This window comes from Halosimplex rarum, assembly GCF_047715405.1.
Taxonomy (GTDB): domain Archaea; phylum Halobacteriota; class Halobacteria; order Halobacteriales; family Haloarculaceae; genus Halosimplex; species Halosimplex rarum.
This window is the reverse complement of the sequence record NZ_CP180412.1, coordinates 94,100-116,208: the sequence shown is the minus strand read 5'-3', so window position 1 is coordinate 116,208 and position 22,109 is coordinate 94,100. Positions and strand designations below refer to the sequence as shown.

General features: G+C 69.5%; 17 protein-coding genes. 8 read left to right on the top strand and 9 right to left on the bottom strand.

Annotated features, from left to right (window positions below):
* The first annotated feature begins 8 nt into the window (after positions 1–8).
* The 4 genes from ACMGFH_RS00480 (at position 9) to ACMGFH_RS00465 (ending at position 3,897) form a co-directional block, all read left to right on the top strand.
* Positions 9–431, top strand: a complete 423-nt coding sequence (locus ACMGFH_RS00480) for a DUF5791 family protein (protein WP_415380816.1) — start codon at positions 9–11, stop codon at positions 429–431.
* Position 432: 1 nt separating this feature from the next.
* A complete protein-coding gene (locus ACMGFH_RS00475) occupies positions 433–1,338 on the top strand; it encodes an SDR family oxidoreductase (protein ID WP_415380815.1) in 906 nt (301 codons plus the stop codon).
* Between the two features lie 146 nt (positions 1,339–1,484).
* Positions 1,485–2,675, top strand: a complete 1,191-nt coding sequence (locus ACMGFH_RS00470) for a DHH family phosphoesterase (protein WP_415380814.1) — start codon at positions 1,485–1,487, stop codon at positions 2,673–2,675.
* Between the two features lie 328 nt (positions 2,676–3,003).
* Positions 3,004–3,897, top strand: coding sequence for a CBS domain-containing protein (locus ACMGFH_RS00465; protein WP_415380813.1), 894 nt, complete (start codon positions 3,004–3,006; stop codon positions 3,895–3,897).
* Positions 3,898–3,918: 21 nt separating this feature from the next.
* On the opposite strand, the gene ACMGFH_RS00460 is transcribed toward ACMGFH_RS00465, so the two are convergent.
* The 3 genes from ACMGFH_RS00460 to ACMGFH_RS00450 all read right to left on the bottom strand — a co-directional run bounded on the left by ACMGFH_RS00460 (position 3,919) and on the right by ACMGFH_RS00450 (position 8,461).
* Complete coding sequence (locus ACMGFH_RS00460) at positions 3,919–5,232, bottom strand: PQQ-binding-like beta-propeller repeat protein (protein ID WP_415380812.1); 1,314 nt, start codon at positions 5,230–5,232, stop codon at positions 3,919–3,921.
* A 217-nt stretch (positions 5,233–5,449) separates the two neighbouring features.
* The gene (locus ACMGFH_RS00455; RefSeq protein ID WP_415380811.1) at positions 5,450–6,340 is read right to left on the bottom strand and encodes a coiled-coil protein; all 891 of its coding nucleotides are present in this window, start codon (positions 6,338–6,340) and stop codon (positions 5,450–5,452) included.
* A gap of 258 nt (positions 6,341–6,598) precedes the next feature.
* Positions 6,599–8,461, bottom strand: a complete 1,863-nt coding sequence (locus tag ACMGFH_RS00450) for a hydrolase (protein WP_415380810.1) — start codon at positions 8,459–8,461, stop codon at positions 6,599–6,601.
* Positions 8,462–8,680: 219 nt separating this feature from the next.
* On the opposite strand from ACMGFH_RS00450, the gene ACMGFH_RS00445 reads away from it, so the two are divergent.
* The 3 genes from ACMGFH_RS00445 (at position 8,681) to ACMGFH_RS00435 (ending at position 10,419) form a co-directional block, all read left to right on the top strand.
* Positions 8,681–8,842, top strand: a complete 162-nt coding sequence (locus ACMGFH_RS00445; protein ID WP_274324071.1) for a hypothetical protein — start codon at positions 8,681–8,683, stop codon at positions 8,840–8,842.
* Positions 8,843–8,950: 108 nt separating this feature from the next.
* Complete coding sequence (locus ACMGFH_RS00440; protein ID WP_415380809.1) at positions 8,951–9,439, top strand: DUF371 domain-containing protein; 489 nt, start codon at positions 8,951–8,953, stop codon at positions 9,437–9,439.
* A 71-nt stretch (positions 9,440–9,510) separates the two neighbouring features.
* Complete coding sequence (locus tag ACMGFH_RS00435) at positions 9,511–10,419, top strand: endonuclease III domain-containing protein (protein ID WP_415380808.1); 909 nt, start codon at positions 9,511–9,513, stop codon at positions 10,417–10,419.
* A 51-nt stretch (positions 10,420–10,470) separates the two neighbouring features.
* Here ACMGFH_RS00435 and ACMGFH_RS00430 read toward each other — a convergent pair whose 3' ends face one another.
* The 4 genes from ACMGFH_RS00430 to ACMGFH_RS00415 all read right to left on the bottom strand — a co-directional run bounded on the left by ACMGFH_RS00430 (position 10,471) and on the right by ACMGFH_RS00415 (position 16,185).
* Complete coding sequence (locus ACMGFH_RS00430) at positions 10,471–11,478, bottom strand: DUF1616 domain-containing protein (protein WP_415380807.1); 1,008 nt, start codon at positions 11,476–11,478, stop codon at positions 10,471–10,473.
* Positions 11,479–11,482: 4 nt separating this feature from the next.
* Entirely contained in the window at positions 11,483–13,513 is a 2,031-nt protein-coding gene (locus ACMGFH_RS00425) for a hypothetical protein (protein WP_415380806.1), read from the bottom strand.
* Entirely contained in the window at positions 13,510–14,439 is a 930-nt protein-coding gene (locus ACMGFH_RS00420; protein ID WP_415380805.1) for a glycosyltransferase, read from the bottom strand. Before ACMGFH_RS00420 ends, ACMGFH_RS00425 begins: the two co-directional genes overlap by 4 nt.
* Before the next feature lie 321 nt (positions 14,440–14,760).
* The gene (locus tag ACMGFH_RS00415; protein WP_415380804.1) at positions 14,761–16,185 is read right to left on the bottom strand and encodes an oligosaccharide flippase family protein; all 1,425 of its coding nucleotides are present in this window, start codon (positions 16,183–16,185) and stop codon (positions 14,761–14,763) included.
* Between the two features lie 283 nt (positions 16,186–16,468).
* On the opposite strand from ACMGFH_RS00415, the gene ACMGFH_RS00410 reads away from it, so the two are divergent.
* Positions 16,469–17,782: a sulfatase gene (locus ACMGFH_RS00410; protein WP_415380803.1), complete on the top strand. Its 1,314-nt coding sequence runs from the start codon at positions 16,469–16,471 to the stop codon at positions 17,780–17,782.
* 45 nt (positions 17,783–17,827) lie between these two features.
* Here the strand turns inward: ACMGFH_RS00410 and ACMGFH_RS00405 are convergent, their stop codons facing one another.
* Positions 17,828–19,324 (bottom strand): right-handed parallel beta-helix repeat-containing protein, encoded by a 1,497-nt coding sequence (locus ACMGFH_RS00405; protein ID WP_415380802.1) that lies wholly within the window; start codon positions 19,322–19,324, stop codon positions 17,828–17,830.
* 389 nt (positions 19,325–19,713) lie between these two features.
* The gene (locus ACMGFH_RS00400; RefSeq protein ID WP_415380801.1) at positions 19,714–21,753 is read right to left on the bottom strand and encodes a right-handed parallel beta-helix repeat-containing protein; all 2,040 of its coding nucleotides are present in this window, start codon (positions 21,751–21,753) and stop codon (positions 19,714–19,716) included.
* Positions 21,754–22,109 lie beyond the last annotated feature (356 nt).

Below are 22,109 nucleotides of genomic sequence, written 5' to 3'. Positions count from 1 at the left end.
GGGCGAGTATGCTCAGAGGCGAGTTCGAGTCGGCGGGCGAACTGTCACCCGAGGAGTTGCGCACTGCGTACGGCGAGACGCTGGCGGACACGGTGGAGGCGGTCGGCGTCGACACCGTCGTCGAGCGCTCGGGCGTCGACCGTGACGTCGTCGAGGCGGTCGCGGCCCGCGACGAGCCCGAACTGACCCTCGAGGCCGCGGCGGCTATCCTCTCGACGGACCCGGAACGACCAGACGGGGAGACCCTGAAGATGGACGCCCTCGACATGCTACTGATGGGGATGACGACCGCAGTCGTCGACGTCGACGCCGTCGCGACCGGACTGGACGACGAGATGGATCCCAAGGAGATCCAGCAGAAAGTCGAGGGGCGCTACCCGATCACTCTCGCCGAATACGCGGCGGTCCACCACTTCCTCGAATCGCGATAACATGCGCATCGCTATCCTCGGCTGCGGCTACGTCGGTCTGGAACTCGGCCGGCAGCTCGCGGCCGACCACGACGTGGTTGGCGTCCGCCGGTCGACGGAGGGCGTCGAGCGCATCGAAGCGGCTGGGTTCTCGGGCGTCCAGGCGGACGTCACCGACGCCGATGCGCTCGAAGCGGTCCCCGACGCCGACGCCGTGGTCTTCGCGGCGAGCAGCGGCGGCCGCGGCGCCGACGCCGCCCGCGAGGTGTACGTCGACGGGCTCTCGACCGCCATCGATCACTTCTGCCGACGCGCCGACCCGCCGGACCGCGTCGTGTATACGTCGAGCACAGGCGTATACGGTGACCACGGCGGCGACTGGGTCGACGAGTCGACGCCAATCGAGCCGACGACCCCCAAGACGGAGGTGCTCGCCGAGGCCGAGCGGATCGCCGTCGAGCGCCCCGCGGAGTACGACTGCGTCGGGACGGTTGCGCGCTACGCGGGACTGTACGGCCCGGACCGTTACCGCCTGTCGCGCTACGTCGACGGGCCGGTGACAGAGGGGTATCTCAACATGGTCCACCGCGACGATGCTGCGGGGGCGGTCCGCTACCTGCTCGAATCGAATCGCGCTCGCGGGCAGGCGGTCAACGTCGTCGACGACGAACCGGTCGACAAGTGGACCTTCGCCGACTGGCTCGCCGAACAGTGCGGCGAGCCCGAACCGCCCAAGCGGACTATCGAAGACCGACTCGCCGCCGAGGACCTCTCGGAGACGGTCGAACGGCGCTTGCGGACGAGCAAGCGCGTGGCGAACGACCGACTGCGGGAGCTGGGATACGAGTTCGAGTATCCCACGTTCCGGGAGGGGTACCGGGCCGCCGTCGACGCGTATCTCGGAGACGGCGACGGTCGGGACCGGTAAGCAGTCGGTCGCGCTCGGATCGTCACGTCCCGCGACGCATTGCAGTGAATCGGCGGAAACGACGGTCGAGCGGATGGCTTCCGGGTGAAATACTGTCGTGCGGAACAGTGAGAAACTACTTGACCCTCGAAGGCGACAGCCCGGATATGCCACACGCAGCCGCGGGTGGCGTCGGCGTTGCCGCGCCCTCCGACGCCGCGTCGGCGGTCGCAGAGCAGGACCCGCTGGTCCTCGCGGCCGCCGTCGTCGGCTTGCTCGCGGTCCTCGTCGCGCTCTGGTGGGGGATCAGACGCCTCCGCCGGACGCCCGGCGAGCGGTTCGCCAGTCAGCTCGCGGCCTACGAGGACGTCTCCGTCCTCATGCACCCCAACCCCGACCCCGACGCCATGGCCTCGGCCCTGGCCGTCGCCGAACTCGCCGAGGAGGTCGGCGTCGACACCTCGCTGCAGTACCCGGGTCAGATCCGCCACCAGGAGAACCGGGCGTTCGAGACCGTCCTCGACCTCGACTTCGACCAGATCGACACCGCCAGCGACCTGCTCTCGGAGAACGTCGTCCTCGTCGACCACAACGAACCCCGCGGGTTCGCCGGCGCCGAGGGCGTCGACCCCGTCGCGGTCGTCGATCATCACCCCGGCGACGGCACCGGCTCGGAGTTCACCGACGTCCGCCCCGACCACGGCGCCTGCGCCAGCATCTTCGCCGAGTACTTCGAGCAACAGAACTGGGACGCGCTCTCCCCCGAGGAGGCCGAGGCGATCAACGGCGACGCCGACCGCGTCCTCGACTCCGACACCGCCACCGGCCTCCTCTACGGCATCCAGTCGGACACCAAACATCTCACCAAGGGCTGCTCCGCCGCGGAGTTCGCCGCCAGCGCCTACCTCTACGACGGCATCGACGAGGACCGCCTCGACCGCATCGCCAACCCACAGGTCGACGCCGAGGTCCTCGACGTCAAGGCCCGCGCCATCGACAGGCGCTCCGTGCGCAACGCCTTCGCCGTCAGCGACGTCGGCGAGGTGTCCAACGCCGACGCCATCCCCCAGGCCGCCGACGAGCTCACCCGACTGGAGGGGGTGACCGCCGTCGTCGTGATGGGGCAAAAGGGCGACACGCTGCATCTCTCGGGTCGATCGCGCGACGACCGCGTCCACATGGGCAAGACGTTGCGGGCGGTCGTCGAGGAAATTCCCATGGCCAACGCCGGCGGCCACGCCCGCATGGGCGGCGGCCAGCTCTCCGTCGAACACATGGAGGGTCTCGGCCCCGGCGACGGCCTCGACCGTCAGGAGTTCGTCGACCGCCTGTTCGACGCCATGGCCGGCGACATCTAGCTGCTCTCCCTGTCTGTGTGTTCGCTGGTGCACCGGCTCTCGTCCGTTTTGACCCGTGTCTGATCTCGACCCGCTCGCTAGACGCGAACTCCCCGGCAGACGACAGCGAGCGACGAAAGCCCTCGACCCGCTCCGGTCGAGGGACGTACTGCGCTCCTCGTCGCTCGCTTCGCTCGTTCCTGCGGTACGTGTTCCGGGAGAGCAAGCTCTCACGACGGTCGCCTCACTTCGATCACTACCCCCCTGAATTGAGCGCGACCGACGAGTGACCGTCGGCACCTCGTAGCGCCCCTATTCTCAAGGCCCGTCCCCTCGAACGGTCGACACGATGCTTCGTCCTCCCGCAGTCACGGAACTCATGGAGACGGCCGAGAGGGTCGCGCCGGACGCGGACGCGTTCGCGGTCGCGCGCACGCTCGACGACCCCGACGTCGAGTCGGTCGTCGTGGTCGAAGACGGCGAACTCGTCGGTATCGTCGCCCAGTCGGACGCCGTCGCGCTGCTCGTCGACGACCGCGACCCGGACGCCCTCGTCGCCGCCGACGTGATGTCGAGCCCGGTCCACACGGTCGACGCGAACGAATCGATCGTCGCGGCCGCCGAGCGACTACGGACTCACGGCATCGGCTCGCTGCCGGTGCTCGACGACGGCGAACTCGTCGGTATCATCACCGCAAGCCTGCTCTCGCAGCACATCCCGCACGTCCGCAGGCCGGCGCGCGACGTGGACGCCGCCGAAGATGTCGTCCGCCAGACCGACCGCGCCGACACCGCCTACGAGAAGGCCGACTGGGAGTTCGAGTACGTCGGCCACCAGGGCCACATCGACGTCGGCGACGTCGTTCGCTTCTCGAAGTCACTCGACGAGACCGAGGTCGAGGAGTTCGCCGACGCCAGCGGCGACACCAACCGTCTCCACCTCGACGACGAGTACGCCAGGGGGACGCGCTTCGGCCGGCGCATCGTCCACGGCACGCTCGTCGCCGGCGTCGTCAGCGCCGCGCTCGCGCGACTGCCGGGTCTGATCGTCTACCTCTCCCAGCAGGTCAGTTACCTCGGCCCCGTGGACGTCGGCGAGCGCGTCACCGCCGAGTGCGAAGTGGTCGAGAAGCTAGGCGACGACCGCTACCGGCTCACCACGACCGTGACCGACAGCGACGACGAGACCGTCATCGACGGCGAGGCCGTCGTCATCGCCGACCCGGTCCCGGAGACCGCCTGAGCCGGCTCCCGTCGACCCGACTCACTGCCCGCTGGTCCCGAGCGCGTACAATCGTCCGGCGGTGTCGCCGACGTAGAGGGTCCCGTCGACGACCGCGGGCGATCCCGTCACGGCGCCGTCCGTCTCGAACCGCCACCGCTCGGTCCCCGCTTCGGTGTCGAGTGCCACGACGGCGCCCGCGGTCGTCCCGAAGACGACCGTCCCGTCGACGACCGCCGGCGACGACTTCACCGCGCCGTCCGTCTCGAACCGCCACCGCTCGCTCCCCCCCTCGGTCGCGAGCGCCAGCACCAGGCCGCCGTCGGTGCCGACGTAGACGGTCCCGTCGGCGACCGCCGGCGAGGAGAACACCGGCCGGTCGGTCTCGAGGCGCCACCGCTCGGTCCCGCCCACCGCGTCGATCGCGAAGACGCCGCCGGGGACTCCACCGGCGTAGACGACGCCGTCGGCGACCGTTGGACCCGACCACGCGCGGGTCTCGCCCGTCCCCGCGTAGCGCCAGAACTCCTCCCCGTCCGCGGCGTCGACGGCGTACAACCGGCCGGCGTCGCTGCCGGCAAACACCCGGCCACCCGCCAGCGCAACGGGGGCGACGACGCCGAGAAAGCCACCGGCGTCGAACGACCACCGTTCGCTCCCGCCGTCGTCGACCGCGTACACGCGACCGTCGGTCGCCCCGACGTAGACCGTCTCGTCCGCGACGACCGGTCCGCTCCGTACCGCGGTCGGCCCCGGTCGGTCGCCCTCGGCCGCGAACGACCACTGTTCGCTCCCGCTGGCGGCGTCGACGGCGGTCAGGTCCCCGTTCTCGTCGCCGCAGTACACCGTCCCGTCCGTGACCGTCGGCGTCGCTCGAACCTCGCTGCGCCGCTCGTGCGTCCATCGCTCCGCGCCGTCGACCGTCTCGACGGCGGTCACCGATCCGGCCGCGCTCCCCGCGTACGCGAGCCCGTCCGCGACCGTGACCGACCGCTGGACGCCCCCGCCCAGGCCGACGGACCACGTCACCTCGACCGGCGGCTCGGGCCCGACCGTCTCGCGTTTCCAGCCGGTGTGAGCGTCGTCCGCCTGGACGACCCGCCACTCCCCAGTGGGCGACTGCGCGCCGGGAGTGGTCGATGGCGCTCGATCCGTCGGTGTCGACTCACGGTCCCCCGCGTCGGTTCCGGGCGCGTCCGTCCCCGTCCCAGTCGGAGTCGGCCCGACGGTCCCCGCAGTCGTCGGCGTCGCGTCGGGGGGATCGGCCGTCCGCTCGGGTTCGTCTGTCGCGGGCCCGTCGAACAGCGAGCAGCCGGCGAGCGCGCCGACGCCGGCGACGATTCCGCGCCGCAGCACAGCCCTCCGCGACGGGCGCCCGCGTCCGGAGTCCCCTCCCGCTTCCCGCTCCATGGGAAGTGACTCGCCACCTGGCAGCAAAAAGGAGGGGGCCGACCGCGGCGTGTGCGACGCGATGGAGAGTCGCGGCGGCGCGACAGGATACGGCAGCGACGAGTCAGCCGCCACGGCGGCGGCTACGCGGCCGTGGAAAACGCAGAAAGTAGCGTCGCAGAACTTACAGCAGGCCGGTCTTCTGGAGCTTCATGAGGTCCTCGGTGTCGAGGGTCTCGCCTTCCTTGAACTTCTGGTAGATCTCCTCGGCCTCCTCGCGGGCGGCCTCCTCTTTCTCCTGGCGCGCCTCGCGCTCTTCCTCTTCTTCCTTCTTGTCCAGTTCGCGCAGGCGCTTCTGGACGCGCACGAAGTCCTCGTGGTGCTGGTCGGCCGCTTCCTGGGCCTCCACGAACTTCTCGTGCATCTCGTCGGCCTCGTCGCGGATGTCGTCCGCCTCGCGGTAGGCCTCGATCATCTGGTTGTGGTGCTCCTGGGCCTCGTCGGCCAGCTCCGTCACCTTCTGGTGGTGCTTGGAGGCCTCAGAGCGGATCTCCTCGGCTTCGGCCTTGATCTCTTCGAGGTCGCCGCCCTGGTTGAGCTTCTCCTTCTTCTCGGCGAGCTTCTCGCGCTTCTCCTCGATCTTCTCGATGAGTTCGCGTTCGTCCTCGGCCGAGAGGACCTCGGTCTGCTGCTTGAACTCGAGATCCTCGATCTCGGACTCGAGCTGCTCGATGTCCTTGCCCTCGTCGAGTTCGAGTTCGTCGCGCTGCTCCTCGACCTCGTCGAAGAGCTCGTTGGCCTCGGCGTTGAGCTCGTTGCGCTTCTCCTTGTGCTCCTGGACCTGCTGGTTGAGCTCGTCGCGCTTCTCGCGGTGCTCCTGGGCCTCGTCGACCTTCTCTCGGGTCTTCGCGTTGAGGTCGTCGCGGCTGGAGGCCCGCTCGGAGGCCATCTGGTTGAGGTCGTTTCGTCGGTCTCGAAGCTGTCCCGCGAGCTTGATGAGCTCGCCCTTGGACTTGGTTTCGAGATCGTCGTCTGTTACCGATACGTTCTTGGATTCGTCTATCGAGTCTGCCATAATTGTACCTCTATGCCATACCCGCTCCGGCGAGAGACAGGCTCACCGCTACGGAGTGGCTGACGCCGACAACAAGGGTGTCCTGTCATGCTGGTCGAAGTGCGATACAGCCGGAACGCCGGAGACGTTCTGGTATCAAACCCTTGCGCTTCCCCTGGTTTAAATATTCCGGTGAACCGTGCCCCCGCTTCACACCCCCAGGCGCCCGAGAACGGGACGAGAACGGTACGTGGGACGTTACCACACAGTACGGATCGCTTATAAACGGTACGTGTTCTCGACAGTCGCGTCGCCGACAGTGAGCGCGAGATCGACCGACGACGCGGAATCCGGGACGGAGACGGACTCGACGACCGCCCGATCGCCCGCGTCGACGGTCACGTCGGTCTCGCCGCGCTTGTCGCCGACGGTCCAGGTGACCGTCCCCGAAACCGATTCGGGCGCGTCGTTGGCGACGACGACCTCGCACTCGCCCGGCGACGCCCCGACCAGAAACGCCTGGACCGGTTCGAACGCCGTCGCGAGGCTGTCGGCCGCGTCTTTCCGCGTCCCGTCGCGCGCGTAGACGCCCATGCCCGCGGCGCCGGCGTCCCTGAGCCCGTTCGCGACGACGACCGGCGCGCCGTCGGTTCGCAACCGCTCGGCGATACCGCGGACCAGTTCCGCCTGGTACGCCTGCGAGGCCTCGGGGTCGTCGCTCCCGACCGCGGCGTCGTGTTTCGCCGCGTCGAACCCGGCGGGCTCGAACCCGTCGTCCGCCGGATCGACTCCCTCGGGGATCGACCCGGCGCCGAATTCCCCGACGACCCCGCCGAGGTCGTAGCGCTCGGTGACCCAGTCGAGGTCGTCGACGCCGCCGTAGTCCCAGCCGGGGTACAGCGCGGCGGCGTCCGGCTCGGTCCCCGGTTCGCCGACGACGGGGAACACGGCCAGCCCGTCGGGGACGGCCTCGGCCACCTCCTCGGCGGCGCCGCGGTCGTAGTCGCTCCGCCAGACCCGCCAGCGGAATCGCAGCCGGTCGACCAGCCCGGACCCGACGCGACTGGCGAACGTCTCGGTCGGCTCGTCGTGGATCCCCACCGCCGCGAGGCTCGGGTGGTGGGCGTAGGTGCGCGCCAGCCGCTCGGCCAGTTCCTGCCCGCGCGCGATGTCGAACACGCCCGCCCCCGTCAGCGGCATGTCCTGCCAGACGAGCAGTCCCGCCTCGTCACAGGCCTCGTAGACGTCCTCGGACAGCACGTGGGCGTGGGCGCGCACGAGGTTCGCGTTCACCTCGACGGCCCGCTCGGCGTCCTGGACCGTCGCGTCCTGCAGCGCGACCCCGCGGACGGGCACGTCTTCGCCGTTGACGCGGATCCCACCGTCCTCTGCCTGTTCGACGGTCGCGATCCCGGTCGTCTCCGTCCGGACGGCGTCGTCGAGCTTCGCGCGCACCTCGTAGCGGTGCTGGGCGCCCATCCCGCGGGGCCACCACAGCGACGGGTCGCGCACGTCGATGGCCTTCTCCGCGACGCCTCGCTCGCCCGCGGCCGCGGTCACGCTCGCGCGGTCCATCATCCCGCGGCCGCGGCGGTCGCCGGCGGGCTTCGTCGTCAGCGTGAGCCGGTCGTCGAGCGGTTCGGACCCGTAGACCTCCACGGCCGCGTCGATGGCCGCGCCGCCGTCGGTCCGTCGCGACGTCAGGTCCACGTCCACGACGAACGGGTCGGGCTGGCCGGTCACGTCGACGCCCCACCAGATCCCCGGCACGGACTCACTCGCCGGGATCCGGTCGGTGTCGTGGATGCCGCCGAAGCGGTCCTCGGGGGCCCAGCACTCGACGACGAGTTCGTTCTCCTCGTCGGGTTCGAACGGCACCCGAACGGGGTCGAAGACGGCGTCTGACTCGGCGACTAGCTCGTCGTTGAGCCAGACCTCGGCGTTGGCGTACAGCCCGCGGAGTCCGAGCAGGGCCAGTGCGTCGTCGGGGTCGCGCGGGTCGTCGAAGACGGTCCGGTAGGCGACCCGGTCCTCGCCGGCGAACGCGGCGGGCCGCCCCGGGACGTCGACGTCCTGCCAGTCCCTGGGTTCGGGCTTGCCGCCGCCGGGGTCGACCGCCGCACCGCTCCACTCACTCGGCATACCAACGTGCGCGTTCCCCGGTGGTATATCCTTTACGTCGGACGGTCGCGGACGTGTCGGCCGGGCGGCCGATCCCCTCGGCTCGGACCTGATACCCCGACGACCACTTCCGCTCACGGAACCGCCAGACGGGGACAGGTACCCCGCCGCAGTCTGTCGATTATACTTTCACTCAGGGTACGGCTCGGGTTCATATGTGACCGGGGCGAACGGCCGAGTATGTTGAGCGAGATAGTCTGCCGGTGCGAGGCGGCGAACTGTTCGCGGAAGCTCACCGACGGCTCGTGCATGCTCGTCTTCCGCACCGAGGGGGGCGAACGCCGCGCCTACGAGTGCGAGTGCGGCCACGTCACGGTCACCGTCGCCGCGCCCGACGAGTGAGCGGCCCGGTCGACGACACGCGGACGCGTCGCGCGGCCGAGTCACACTCGACGAGCGGCGCACGGCCGACTTCGACTCCCTGAAGTGCGCGCGCCCGAATCGGCGGACATGAACGACGCCAGCGACGGAGCCGAACCGGCCAGCGCCGACGGATCCCGCGACGATTCGGCCGACGAACTCGTCGAGGTGGTCCGCGCGCACGGCCACGAGAACGTCACCGCCGAGCACGTCAGCACCCTGGAGTTCACGAGCGACGACTTCCTCACTCCCGCCGGCGACTGCATCCTCGCCGTCGAGGCCGACCGCGTCCCCGCGGACTTCTCCGACGCATTTCTCGACGCCTGTCAGGCCCACGGTGCGACGATCACGGCGATCATCGAAGCCGACGGTCACACCCACGAGGTGACCGGCCGGGGCCACCCCGACTTCTCCTTCGAGAACGAGCGCAGCCACGTGATCCGGACGAGCGACTACGTCGACGACCGGACCGTGATGGTCGGCGCGTCCGGCGCGGCCGCCGACGTCGACCGCGACCTTGTCGCCGCGCTCGCCGACGGCGCCGACGCGACGCTCACCCTGCGTGTCGATCCGGCCTGAGCTGTCGATCCGACACACCGCCGAACGAGTGACGCGGGACGGTTATGGGGACTCGGTCCCGACGAGCAGACATGAGCGACGACGCAGGGGACGCGGGCGCGACGGACGACCCTGAACCCGAGGAGAACATCAGCGGCGGCGCGGCGGGCGGCGGCGAAGCGGCGGTCTTCGAACCCGCCGAGGCCGAAAGCCGCGCCGAGGCCGTCGTCGACCGCCTCGGCGAGCTGTACTGGCAGAAGGCCTACGGCGGCCGCGACGGCTTCGAGTGTCTCGTCCGCACAGTGCTGAGCCAGAACACCTCCGACGTGGCGAGCCAACCGGCCCACGATTCTCTGATGGAGCGCTACGGGCCCGGCGGGGAGGACGAGGCGCGTAGCGCCTCGGAACGAACGAGCGGGGAGCAGAGCGACCCGCGAGTCGGCGGACCCGACCTGGCCGAATCGCTCGCCGCCGCCGACCAGCAGCGCCTCGCCGAGACCATCTCCGCGGCGGGGCTGTACAACCAGAAGTCCGAACGCATCGTCGCGCTGGCCGAGCGGATCTGCGAGGAGTACGGCGGCGCCGCGGGATTCGACGAGTTCGTCAAGACGGGCGACCCCGAGGAGGTCCGGTCGGCGCTGCTGGACATGAACGGCGTCGGGCCGAAGACGGCAGACTGCGTGCTCCTGTTCTCGGGCGGACGCGGCGGCGTCTTCCCCGTCGACACGCACGTCCACCGCATCGCCCGCCGGATGGGGCTGGCGCCCGCCGACGCCGATCACGAGGGCGTCCGCGAGGCGCTGGAGCGCGAGGTCCCCGCCGAGAAATGTGGGTTCGGTCACACGGCGATGATCCAGTTCGGCCGCGAGTACTGCAAGGCGCGCAAGCCCGCGTGTCTCGACGACCCAGAGGCCTGTCCGCTCGTCGACCTGTGCGATCAGGTCGGCGTCACGCCGGCGACCGGCGACGTCGTCGATCCGGCGGAATCGGTCGGAGAATGAGCGGCTGAACGCAGAAATCGCGAAGCGCCAGCGGGGCGTCCGGCGACCGCGTTACTCGGCGGGGTCGAGCGGCGTCTCGTCGTACCAGATCCGCACCGACCGGTAGGCCGAGGCGGGCGAGGGATCCTCAGGCGCGTCGCCGCGATAGAGGTACGCCCGCAGGCGGACGGTGCTGTTCTCGCCGGACGGCCGGGGTTCGAACTCGACCCGCCGCGTGTCGCCGGCGTCGACCGTCACCGAGCGCCGGTCCCGCTCGGTCGTCGACTGGACGACGGTCTCGTTGTTCTCGACGGCGACGGTCTCCCGGACGAACACGAGCGTGTAGTCGGTCCGGGCGCCCTCGTCGTTGGCGAGTTCGAAGTACAGCGACCCGTTGGCCTCGACGGTGTCGGTGAAGTTCGCGGTGACGTACTCGCCGGATCCGTTGGCGGTCAGCGCCGCGAACTCGGTGAACTGGTCGTCGGTGCCGGCCCGGACGGCGTCGCTCGTCGCGAGGACGGCCGTCGCGCCGACGACGCTGGCGACGAGGACGAGCCCGAGGAAGAACGTCGCCGAGAGCCGCGGGCGGGCGGCGCGGGCGACCGGTCGCCACGGGACCGACGGACGGTACCGCATCATCTCGGGCAGCGAGAGCCGGCGGTAGGCCGCGACGGCCGCGGCGAGAACGGTCGCCAGGGTGATCCCGACCAGCATCGGAAGCGGGCGGATCGGCCACGGGCTGGCGTTGACCCCCAGGGCGACGGCGACGACGACGGCGACGCTCGCGACGACCGCGAGCACGAACCGCACGACGTCGCTGATCGGGTCGGTCGACGCGCCGCGACTCGGCGTGGACGACGCGCGCGTCCGGTTCGGGTCGTCGCCGTCGCCGCCCCGCGGGTAGAGCGCGGCGACGACGGCCCAGCCGGGCGCCAGCAGGAGCACCGGCAGGCCGAGCGCCAACCGGAGCGCCGGGAGGTCGAGCGACAGTGCGACGACTGCGTCGAAGACGACGACCAGCGCGACGACCGCGGCGAGGTCGCCGACGCCGTATCGTCCGGTGTCTGTCTCGTAGCTCATCGGTTCAGGCCCCCGGTCGGGTACACAGCTCCGCTTCCTGGTTGTCGTAGACGCGACTGCTCGCCTCGGGACAGATCTGCTCCCGGCTCATCTGCCGGGTCACGACGACTCCGTCCTCGGTGGTGAACTGGGGCGCGCCCGTGGACTGATACGTCCGGTAGACGGTCCGGTCGTGGGGCGGGCCCGCCTCGCTGATGCTGGTGAGGTTTATCGGCAACCCGAAGAAGGCGCCGCTGCTCTTGAACGCCGTCTGGTAGGGGTGGTCCGTGTAGATCGCGTCCTCGGTCCCGGGCGTCGTCTCGCCGATCGTCCCCATCGCGGCGATCTCCGACTCCGTGTAGGAGTACTTCGGCCACTGCTCGTCGAACGTCGGGTCGTCCAGGGTGGCCTTCTTGCCGGCGATCATCGCGAACGGGAACGCGAGCATGAGAACGACGAGCAGCGCGGCGACCGCGCGGGTGGAGAACTGCGTCCCCATGTAGCGGAGCCCGGCGGCGCCGACGACGGCCATCAGCGCGTAGGCGAAGGCGTACCACCGGCCGGGCAGGAACGTCCGGATCCCGAACAGCGGTAGCCCCAGCGAGAAGAACAGCATCACGCCGATCGCGATGACGATCGTGTGCGACGCCTGGGGCGAGCGGTGGCGCCGGACCAGCGCGAGGCTGCCGAGGATCGCCGCGAACAGGAGGACGAGGAAGCCGAGCGCGTCGACGTAGGGTGCCACCTGAGCCGCTAGCGCCGACGATCCCCCGCCACCGCCTCCTCCGCTCGCGCTGCTGCCCGACGGAACGAGGTTCAGGAAGCCCGCCGACGTCTGGAGCGTGTACCAGACCAGGCCGATCATGCGAGGTAGGAAGCGCTCACCGGCGCTCCAGGGAGTGATCGCCCAGATCGCGCCGGTGAACACGAGGTGGAACGCGAACGCGCCGTGCAGCGGGACGGTGTCGGCGAGCGAGCGAGACGCGCCGTCGGTGACCGGGTCGGCCGACTCGCCAGTCTCCAGCGAGGTCGACCCGAGGTCGCCGCCGCCGGCGTACTGGTCGGCCGGCGTGATCCAATCGACGCGGTTGACCAGCACCTGCGCGAGGACGGCCGACCCCACGAAGACGAGCGAGACGAACGCCGACACCTGGTGCGTGAGCGTGATCGCGACGATGAGTCCGAGGAGCACCGCCCAGTCGGCGCGAGTCGTCTCCGCGTGGAGCAGCCGCGTCACGGCGAACACGATCCCCAGGAAGAGGACGAGGCCGAGGCTCGTCGGGATGATGTGCATCCCCCAGCGGACGGCCTGGTCGGTCATCGCGAACGCGCCGGTCGCGAACAGCGCCCAGCGGACGTCCACGAAGTACCTCGCCGTTCCGTACACCAGCAGGACCGAGAGGACGAGGACGCTCCCGAGGACGAGGTAGAGGCTCGTCCGGAGCGACACGCCCAGCAGCTCCGACCCGACGACGTTCGCCAGGTGGTGGAGCGGCGCGAAGTAGTACTTCCCGCCCGCGAGGGGTGCGAGCGAGCCAGCCTCCTGCACCGACGCCGCGAACTGGGTGACGTGCTCCCAGCTGTCGACGCCGATGAATCCCGCGGTCGTGAACAGGCCGGTGAACCGCACCACGAACGCGTGGGCGAGTATCTGGACGAGCACGAGTCGCTCGTCGAGGGCGTCGTCAGAGAGGAAGACGATCTGCAGGAGGATGAACGCCCCCACGGCGCCGGCCAGGAGGATCACCCGAAGGGTGCGCGTCCCGGCCAGCGCCGCGGCGACCGTGATGGCGACGAGTCCGATCCCGGTCAGCTCCGCGGCGGCGACGCCGCTCCCCCCGACCGTCCATCTGGCGCGGTCGGCGGAGACGTCGCGGCGGATCGAGACCAGGTACAGCAGGCAGCCCAGGCCGAGGACGACCGGGACCGACCGGACGTACGCCTCCGAGGAGAGGAACGCCAGCGGAAGCAAGCCGAGCGCGACGACGAGACCGAGCGCGGCGATCACGGCATCGAGACGGCCCGTCCGAAGCCACGTCGTCGGGTGCGTGTTCACGTCGCTGCCCCCCCGTCGAGGACGCTGTCGTAGACGCCGAGGAGGTCACGCCCCATCCGGTCGAGGCCGAACTCCCGCGCCCGCTCGCGGCCGTTCGGCGAGTCCGTCGCGGTGAGAACCTCGGCGAGCGCGTCTGCGAGCCCCTCGTCGGTGTCGCCGACGTGCGAGCCGTCGGCGCCGTCGAGAATCGTCGGCACGTCGCCGACCGGCGTCGCGACGACCGGCAGGTTACACGAGAGCGCTTCCTTGACCGCGTTCGGCGACCCCTCCCGCTCGGAGGGCAGGATCATGGCGTCCGCGGCGTTCATGTACGTCGGGACGTCCTCGTGGGGGACGCCCGACACCGCGTGTAACTCGACCTCGTCGTCGACAGCCTCGCTCGCTCGCTCGACCACCCGCTCGGCGCGCGGGTAGTTCTTCTCCTCCCGCGAGGGGTCGTAGGGGAAGAGGACGTGGCTGGCCGCTGGGTCCCAGCCGACGGCTTCGAGCGCATCGTCCTGCGGTTCGGGCGCGAAGCGGTCGGTGTCGATCCCGTGGGGAACGACCGTGTAGTCGCCGTCGAGGTCGGTCGCCATCTCCTCGGACATGACGACGGTCGCGTCGGCCAGGCGCGCGCACTGTTCGCTGACGGTTCCGTAGCGACCGAGCAGGTCCGAGCCCCACAGCGAGAGGACGACCGGCCGGATGGGCTGAGCCAGCGCCGCGGGCGCGGTCAGGCCGTAGTTGGCGTGGACCAGGTCGAAGTCGGGGCCCGAGGCCGCCTCGAGGACCCGGGCGTAGAAGCGGACGTAGTCCGCGAGCGACCGCTCGCGGGTGCCGCCCGGCACCGGGACGACCGTGCAGGAGACCCCGTTGCGTTCGAGCACCTCCACCTGCTGTTCGAAAAAGGGCCTGCGGGACGTGACCAGCTGCAGCGTTCGAACCATCTAGCGCACCACCGGCAGTACCGCCGACAGCGCGGCGCGTATCGCTGCGCGCGGCCGGGCGGGGTCCCGCCCGACCGAGTGATTCGAACCCCTCGATCGCGATCTGATATCGTACCCGTTCACACCCCTATCCACCCCGCAATCTCCTATTGTAATGATGCGGCTACGCGCGGTAATCGCCGGATCTACCGATTCGCGCACCCGGCGGGATCCAGTCGTTCGGGACCGACTGCGGCGAATAGAAGGCGTAACGCGGGATGGAACAGCGGCGACATTCGGTCGTTCGGCGAGGTCCGTTCAAGACGAACCGGCCGCCGGACGTCAGGGCGACGATCCGGTGACGTCCTCGATAGCGCCGCGCATCTCCAGGCGGATCCCCTCGTTGGCGAACAGCAGCGCGAAGTAGATCGCAGCGCCCGCGGCGACGCCGAGCGCGACGCGAGGGACGCCGCCCGGGAGATACGGCTTGAGTCCCGCGACGGCGGCGGCCATGAGGACCGCCGACGCGACGCTCCAGGCGACCCGCCGCCAGGGCACGACGATGTCGACGAACCGCGAGACGTAGGTGATCGCGACGACGGCGGCCGTCGCGGCGCTCAGCGTGGTCGCGGCGGCGGCGCCGATGATCCCGAACTGCGGGATGAGCGCGAAGTTCAACACGAGGTTCGTGACGATGGCGGCGACGCTCCCGCGGTAGCCCAGCACCGGCTTGTCCATCGCGTACAGCGACGGGCCGAGCACCAGCTGGACCGACCGCAGGATCTTCTCGGCCATGAAGACGACGAGGACCGGGTAGGCGAGGACGACGTCGGCCCCGAACAGCGTCCCGAGGACTTCCCGGCCGAGGACGACGGCGCCGGCGAACGCCGGGATCGTCAGGTACAGCGGGATCTGGAGCCACTGGCGGAACGCCGACTCGATCTCGTCGAGCCGGTCGTCGGCGTGCCACTGGGAGATCTGCGGGAACAGCGACGTGCGGATCGCCTCGGTGAGCATCATCGCGACCGACGCGACGCGCCAGGCGATCTCGTAGGCGCCGACCATCGACACCGGGACGAACAGCCGCAGGATGGCGACGTCCATCCACTGGTAGACGAACCCGCTGACGCTCCCGACGAACACGTACCGGCCGAAGTCGATCAGGCTCCGCGCCCGCGCCACGCTCGGCGCGCTCACCGCCAGGTCCGCCTTGACGAGCGCCGCGAGGAGCGTCGCGAACCGCCCCAGGATGTAGGCCGTGATCATCGCCTTCGCCGCCCACCCGACGTAGATGAGCGCGGCCCCGCTCGCCACCCAGACGAGCTTCCCGATCACCTTCAGGAAGGCGTTCTCGTCGACCCGGAGCTGTCCGGCCAGGGTACGGAGCCCCAGCGCGCGGCTCTGGGTCACCGCGAGGCCGACGACGATGAACGGGACGACGCCCTCGACGCCGACGTACCGCTCGACGTGCGGCGTCGCGATCACGAGCGCGACGAGCCACGGGAGCGCCAGTAGCCCCTTGACGGCGATCGACGTGGTCAGGATCTCGCCGAGCGGTTCGTCCGCCGAGAGCTGTTTCTCGACGGCCTTCGAGATGCCGAGGTCGACCGGGACCCCGATCATCCCGATGACCGCCTGGAAGACGAAGAACGACCCCATCGGGCCCGTCCCGAGCGCCTGCGTGAACCCGGCGATCGCCGCGAACTCGACCACTGCGACGACGAGGCGCCCCGAGAACAGCTTGAGGACCGAATCCCTGAGGTCCATTCGCTGTCAGAGGTGCGCGCCGGTCGGTCCGGTCGGCTGCCGATTCGACGCGAGGCGACGATCCCGCGGGGCGCTCCCCGGTCCCGATCGATGGACCGTCGCTGCTCGATCGCCGCTGCGTCGAGCGCACCGCCCGGTGGCTACTCGGGGTCCGTGTGCGTGAGTCATCACTCCCTCGTTTCGGTCGACACCCTGTTGTTAAACACCTGTTACCCTCGCGTCCGGCGGTTACCGCCCCGGTATGCGCTTCATATCTAACTGCGAGAGCCCGGTCGGACTCCACATGACGACTGATCGCCCCAACGTGCTGTTCGTGTGCGTCGACGCGCTCCGGAGCGACTTCGCGCTTGGAGAGCACGGCTGCGAGAAGCCCCTCTTCGACTTTTTCGACCGGGAGGGGACGACCTTCGACACGATGATCGCGGCGGCCTCTTCGACGACTCCCTGCGTCTCGAGTTACATGACCGGCTCGTACCCGCCCGACCACGGCGTCCTCTCGCTGCGCGACTTCACCCTCGAAGACGACGTGACGACCCTCGCCGAGGTGTTCGACGACGCCGGCTACGAGACCAACGCGCACGTCACGGGACCGATCACCGCCGACACGGGTCTCGACGCCGGCTTCGACAGCTACGAGTACCGGACGCGGGACGTGACGGTCTACACCGACTGGTTCGACGAGCTGCGGGCCGACATTGAAGCCGCCTCCGACCCCTGGTTCGAGTACCTCCACCTCTGGGAGGCGCACGTCCACCGTGACCTGCCCCCGGACGCGACGGACGACGAGATCGAGTACGACGCCAGCGTGCGCGGCGTCGCCGAGAAACTGGAACGCCTGCTGGAGGATATCGACCTCTCGAACACGATCGTCGCGGTCACCGGCGACCACGGCGAGACCATCCACGACGGGACGCTCCGCCACAAGGCCGCGGTGATCGGCCTCAATCAGGTCCCGATCCCCCTCGTCGGCAAGCGCACCAGACACGTCCGCAGCGACGTCGAGGAGGCCCTCCGCGCGAAGGGAATCGAACTCGAGGACTTCTACAACTCGCTGCGCCGGTTCAGCGGCGTCGACTTCCCGAACGCCTTCCACCGGGTCGGCCACAGCTACCACGTCTACGACTATCTGACGCGCGTGCCGTTCGCCCTCGCCGGCCCCGGCGTCCCCGAGGGCCGCAGCGTCGGCGACCAGGTCCGACAGGTCGACGTGTTCCCGACGCTGCTGTCGGCCGCCGGGCTCGACTCGCCCTCCGAGGTGTCGGGACAGGACCTGCTCGACGGCCGCATCGAACACCGCCCGGCGTACATGCGCGGCGTCGGCTCGGAGCAAGAGCGGGGACGCTGGCTCGACGGCGTCCGCTACGACGGCTGGAAGTTCGTCACGGGTCGGGACCGCAACGTCCGCCAGCTGTTTGACCTGGAATCGGACCCGAAGGAACGACACAACGTGGTCGAGGACTACCCCGACGTGGCCGCGCGGCTCGAAGAGATGGTCGAGGAGCACGTCGCGCGCGAGCGCGAACTCGGCGAGGACGACGTCTCGGAGGAAGCCGAACAGCGCATGACGAGCCGGCTCGAAGAACTCGGGTATCTCTGATCCCGAAGTGGCCGGTTCCGGCGGCGTCTCAGGAGTAAGACCGTCTTACCGGGGGCAACCGACGTCGGCGGACGGCTCGTCGGGACCGTAGTGGTTGTCGCTGTATTCGACGTTCTTCCACTCGTCGACGTGGGCCTGGACGATGGCCTCGTTGGTCCACATGTCGGGCGAGTCGAGCGGCTTCTTCGGGTTGTGGAACCAATTGTGGTGGATGTCCGCCACGTCGTCCGGGACGCCACGGATGGTGACGTGGCAGCTCGGGTCGGTGCCGTCGTTGACGTGCTTCGTCGGGATGAACGTGTTGTGGTGGATCTTCAGGGTCGTCGCGCCCGGGCGGTGGGTGCCGACCTGGTAGGCGATGGCCCTGCCCTCGAAGCGGTTGAAGCGGACCTCGTAGCCGGCGGTGCCCTCGTTGGCGACCGAGTGACGGTTGAAGTCGAAGCGGTTGTACTCGACGAGTGTGTCCTGGCCGCCGTAGCACATGATCCCGTAGCCCAGACCGTCCATGGAGTTCGTGTGGACGAAGCTGTGGTGGATGTGCGCGGAGGCGTTGAGCTTGATCGCGGCGTGGCTGAACCCGGAGGCCTCGACGTTGTCGATCTCGACGCCGGACCCCTCGACGGTGAGGCCGCTGGAGACCGGTTTCTCGTACTCGACGTACTCCGAGAGCGGACCCGTGATCCGGACGCCCGTCACGCGCGCGTCGCTCTCGGCCCAGAGCATGGACTCCCAGTCGATCACGGTGGTCTTGATCTCCCCGCCGGACGCGCCGTCGATACCGCGGTTCGAGGCGAGCGTGACGCCCGAGGGGATGGTCAGTCGCTCCGTCCCGGTCGCGGAGGTCGCGTCGATAGTCGCGTCGCCCGCGACGTAGACGACGTCGCCGCTGCCGGCGTTGTTCAGCGCCTGTTCGAGTTCGTCCAGCGTGGAGGCCACGACGTCGGCCTCGGATTCGGCGACCGCGTTCGGGTAGCCCTCGCCGCCGCCGAGCAGTTCGGGCGACTCGAGGTCGGTCGTGCCCTCACTCTCGCCCTCGCCCTCGCCGCCGGTGGGAGTGGAGTCGGTCTTGTCCGCGTCCTCGCCGCCGATGGTTGACGAGTCGACCGCGCTCCCGTCGACGCGGAGTTCGAACGCCCCCTTCTCCGGCGAGAAGTCGGTGATCTCCCCCGCGACGATGAAGGCGTCGCGTCCACCGTCGGCGACCTGTCCCGACGCCGTCCACGACCCGTCGGCGTTCTCGGTGACGGCGTCGTTCGGCTCGGTAGTCCCTTCGACCAGGTCGATCTTCCCGGTCACCGTGAACTCGTAGGCCGCAGGCTCCGGCCCGGTGCTCACGATCTCGACGCGACGCGCGTCCGGGGCCGCCTGTGCGCCCCCACCGAGTAGCGGGACGGCCGCTGCCGAAGCGGCGACCGCGAGGAACGACCGCCGACCGAACCCACCAGTTCGACCGCGTCGGTCGTCGGTACGCGCCGCCTGCGTCCGGGTATGCTTCGTCTGCGATCCGTCGTCCGCGGTTCCGTCCTGATTACTGAGCGCCACACCGCGGTAAGTTTCCGCTTCGAAGAAAAGGGTATCTGCGGCAGCGATGCCGGAAACGCGCGGTTTCCGCCCGCTTACCTGCGGGAATCCCCGGGTTGATTGCGGGTTGGGTCACGCTTCCGTAAGAATGTCCTACTCAGCGGGCGCGGTCCGACGGGTCGCACGGCCGCCGGAAATCACCGGTTTCGCGGCGAGTAAGACGCGATTACTGCGCTTGCGGCCGGTCTCGGCACGCGGGCCGCCTCCGGGGGCGCGGTGTGTCGACGACCGTGCGCGCGGCGAGCAAGGACGGGCCAACGCCACCGGGGCCGAGGCGCGTCGGGGACGCCGGAACCGACAGCCGCTCGGGTGACAGGCGTTGCGGAACCGCAGAGAACGGGCCGGCGAGCCTACCGGGGACAGCCGACGTCCGCGGACGGTTCGTCCGAGCCGTAGTGGTTGTTGGCGTACTCGACACTGCTCCACTCGTCGACGTGGGCCTGGACGATGGCCTCGTTGGTCCACATGTCCGGGCTGTCGAGGGGTTCCTTCGGGTTGTGGAACCAGTTGTGGTGGATGTCCGCCACGTCGTCCGGGACGCCACGGATGGTGACGTGACAGCTCGGGTCGACGCCGTCGTTGAGGTGCTCGGTCGGGACGAACGTGTTGTGGTGGATGCTGAGCGTGGTCCCGCCGGGTCGGTGGGTGCCGACCTGATAGGCGATCGCTTTGCCGTCGAAGCGGTTGTAGCGGACCTCGTAGCCGGCGGTGCCCTCGTTCGCAACGGAGTGGCGGTTGTAGTTGAAGCGGTTGTGCTCGACGAGTGTGTCCTGGCCGCCGTAGCACATGATCCCGTAGCCCAGGCCGTCCATCGAGTTGTGGTGGACGTGGCTGTGGTGGATGTGCGCGGAGGCGTTGAGCTTGATGCCGGCGTGGTTGAAGCCGTACACTTCCACGTTGTCGATCTCGACGCCGGAGCCGTTGACCGTGAGGCCGCTGGAGACGGGCTTGCTGTACTCGACGTACTCCCAGAGCGGACCCGTGATCCGAACGCCCGTCACGCGCGCGTTGCGCTCGGCGGACATCATGTGCGAGTAGTCGATGACGTCCGTGGAGATCTCGCCGCCGGGCGCGCCGTCGATGCCGCGGTCCGAGGCGAGCGTCACGCCCGCGGGGACGACCAGGTTGTCGGTGCCCGTCACCGACGAGGCGTCGATGGTCGCGTCGCCCGCGACGTAGACGACGTCGCCGCTCGACGCCGAATCGAACGCGTCCATCAGTCCGTCGAGCGTGGAGACCACGACGTCCGCCTCCGACCGGGGGACCGTGTCGGGGTACCCCTCGCCGCCGCCCAGGTTGTGGTCGTTCGAACCGCCGCTCGTCGTCTCTTCGATCGTGTTCTCGAACTGGCTGACGTCGATCCGCGAGCCGTCGATGCGAATCTCGACGAAGTCCTCGACCGGGCCGAACGCCGTCAGTTCCCCGTAGAAGTAGTAGGCGTCGCCGTAGCCGTTGCCCGTGTAGCCGTCGGCGGTCCACGTGCCGTCGCTGTTCTGACTGACCGAATCGTTACCGGCCGCCGAGTTCGTGCCGTTGTCGGTGTCTTTGGTGATCTCCCCGGTCGTCGTGAACGTGTAGTCCAGCTCCGAGGGGTCCTCGGTGGTCAGCACCTCGATGTGGTGGCGCTCGGGCTGGAACTGCGAGAGGTCGATCTGGGTCCCGTCGACGTAGATCTCGACGAAGTCCTCGACCGGGCCGAAGTCGACGAGGTCGCCCTCGAAGTAGTAGGCGTCGCCGTAGCCGTTGCCCGTGTAGCCGTCGGCGGTCCACGTGCCGTCGTCGTTCTGACTGACCGAGTCGTTGCCGGCCGCGGAGTTCCGCCCGTTGTCCGTATCGAGGGCGATCTCGCCGGTCGTCGTGAACGTGTAGTCCAGCTCCGAGGGGTCCTCGGTCGTCAGCACCTCGATGTGGTGGCGGGGGTCCGAGACGAGGTCATCGGCCGTGACGGGCTGGCCGTCGAGGATAAGCTCGTAGGAGCCTTGCGCGGCGAAGTCCGTGACCGACCCCGAGAAGGTGAACGCGTCGCCGAAGCCGTTGCCGGTCTTGCCCGTGGCCGTCCACGTGCCGTCGCTGTTCTGCGTGACCGAGTCGTTCTCCTCGCTGGAGTTGCGTCCGTTGTCCGCGTCCGGCGTGATCTCGCCGGTCGCGGTGAACTCGTAGGTCACGTCGAGGCTACTGATCTCGCTCGTCGCCTCCGTGGAGACGATCTCCAGGTGATGCGTCGTCGGCGCGCTACTCGCGCGCCGGGCGAGCAGCGGGAGCGCCGCCGCCCCGCCCGCCGCCTTGAGGAACGTGCGCCGACCGAACCAGCGATCGGAGGTCGGTAACTCCTCCGTACGCTCGGTAGGTTCGTTCTTCCCACCCGATCCGTTCTGGGTACCGTTGACCATGTTCCGGGTAAGCCGTATCTACCGCTAAAAGGGTACTTGCGCGTCCGGTGTCCGATGCGGGCGGTTTGCGCGGAGATACTCACAGATACTCCGAATGTAGTTGCGAGATGATTGAGGAACAGTCGCGAAAACGCCGCAGTGAATGCGCGATACCACGGGGCCGCGCCCCGCCGATCTGCCAGTTGACACCCCATCCGAGTCGAGGGACGCGATCCGGTAGCCGACCGTTACGAGCGCGGTAAGCGCACGTTATCGGCCGCCTCACCGGCAGACATGCAACCGTAGGGTCGACTGACGGCACAGACGTGCTCGGCGTGGCGACGGCTGGGAGAGACGGGAACCGATCGGAAACGATC

What these genes read in the sequence shown, in the direction of transcription:
- ACMGFH_RS00480 (WP_415380816.1), top strand. Translation starts at nt 9, where the DNA reads ATGCTCAGAGGCGAGTTCGAGTCGGCGGGCGAACTGTCACCCGAGGAG.
- ACMGFH_RS00475 (WP_415380815.1), top strand. Translation starts at nt 433, where the DNA reads ATGCGCATCGCTATCCTCGGCTGCGGCTACGTCGGTCTGGAACTCGGC.
- ACMGFH_RS00470 (WP_415380814.1), top strand. Translation starts at nt 1,485, where the DNA reads ATGCCACACGCAGCCGCGGGTGGCGTCGGCGTTGCCGCGCCCTCCGAC.
- ACMGFH_RS00465 (WP_415380813.1), top strand. Translation starts at nt 3,004, where the DNA reads ATGCTTCGTCCTCCCGCAGTCACGGAACTCATGGAGACGGCCGAGAGG.
- ACMGFH_RS00455 (WP_415380811.1), bottom strand. Translation starts at nt 6,340, where the DNA reads ATGGCAGACTCGATAGACGAATCCAAGAACGTATCGGTAACAGACGAC.
- ACMGFH_RS00450 (WP_415380810.1), bottom strand. Translation starts at nt 8,461, where the DNA reads ATGCCGAGTGAGTGGAGCGGTGCGGCGGTCGACCCCGGCGGCGGCAAG.
- ACMGFH_RS00445 (WP_274324071.1), top strand. Translation starts at nt 8,681, where the DNA reads ATGTTGAGCGAGATAGTCTGCCGGTGCGAGGCGGCGAACTGTTCGCGG.
- ACMGFH_RS00440 (WP_415380809.1), top strand. Translation starts at nt 8,951, where the DNA reads ATGAACGACGCCAGCGACGGAGCCGAACCGGCCAGCGCCGACGGATCC.
- ACMGFH_RS00435 (WP_415380808.1), top strand. Translation starts at nt 9,511, where the DNA reads ATGAGCGACGACGCAGGGGACGCGGGCGCGACGGACGACCCTGAACCC.
- ACMGFH_RS00430 (WP_415380807.1), bottom strand. Translation starts at nt 11,478, where the DNA reads ATGAGCTACGAGACAGACACCGGACGATACGGCGTCGGCGACCTCGCC.
- ACMGFH_RS00420 (WP_415380805.1), bottom strand. Translation starts at nt 14,439, where the DNA reads ATGGTTCGAACGCTGCAGCTGGTCACGTCCCGCAGGCCCTTTTTCGAA.
- ACMGFH_RS00415 (WP_415380804.1), bottom strand. Translation starts at nt 16,185, where the DNA reads ATGGACCTCAGGGATTCGGTCCTCAAGCTGTTCTCGGGGCGCCTCGTC.
- ACMGFH_RS00410 (WP_415380803.1), top strand. Translation starts at nt 16,469, where the DNA reads ATGACGACTGATCGCCCCAACGTGCTGTTCGTGTGCGTCGACGCGCTC.
- ACMGFH_RS00400 (WP_415380801.1), bottom strand. Translation starts at nt 21,753, where the DNA reads ATGGTCAACGGTACCCAGAACGGATCGGGTGGGAAGAACGAACCTACC.